Genomic DNA, 594 nt, shown 5'->3' with positions numbered 1-594 from the left:
CCCACACCACGCGCCGCATCCACCAGCGCCGCGGCCTCGGCCCGGGACGCCTCACCACCGGTGTGCAGCACCAGCCCGTGCCGGGCGACCGCGCGGATCAGCTCGGCGGCCGACCCCTCGGCGGCCGACGCGGCCCGCTCCCACTCCTCGGCCGAACCGTCCTCCTTGGGCACCGAGTTGATCAACCGGGCCAGTCCGTCGGCGAGGCTCTCCTCCGCGAGCGCGTACCGCTCCAGCCCGACGAGCACCCGCACGGGGCGCTCCTCGCCCGCCTCCGCCTCGGCATCCTCGCCCTCACCCGACTCCTCCAGGCCGTCCTGGAACGCCAGGGCCTCGCCCTCCGCCAGGGCGCTCTGCACGGCCGCGTCCGGATCGGGCACGCCCCGCTGGGCCAGGGCGGCGTTGAGCGCCGGCATCTCCAGGGCGGTGTGCCCGGCGAGCGCCGCCTGCTCCAGCAGCCAGACGGTGACGGCCCGGCCCCGCCGCTCGTCGTCGGGCCCGCACTCCGCGCCCAGCAGGGCCCGCGCGAACCCGTCGGCCTGCTCGGGCCGCACTCCGCCGACCCGCAGCAACTGCCATGGATCGGCGCGCAGC

General features: G+C 77.8%; 1 pseudogene. It reads right to left on the bottom strand.

Annotated features, from left to right (window positions below):
* A pseudogene (locus tag ACTWQJ_RS52105) lies at positions 1 to 594 on the bottom strand (DNA helicase RecD); the annotation flags it as partial.

The sequence above is a fragment of the Streptomyces sp. KR55 genome (assembly GCF_052245645.1).
Lineage (GTDB): Bacteria > Actinomycetota > Actinomycetes > Streptomycetales > Streptomycetaceae > Streptomyces > Streptomyces flavusporus.
The sequence above is the reverse complement of the archived record's forward strand: the minus strand, read 5'-3'. Positions and strand labels throughout refer to the sequence as shown.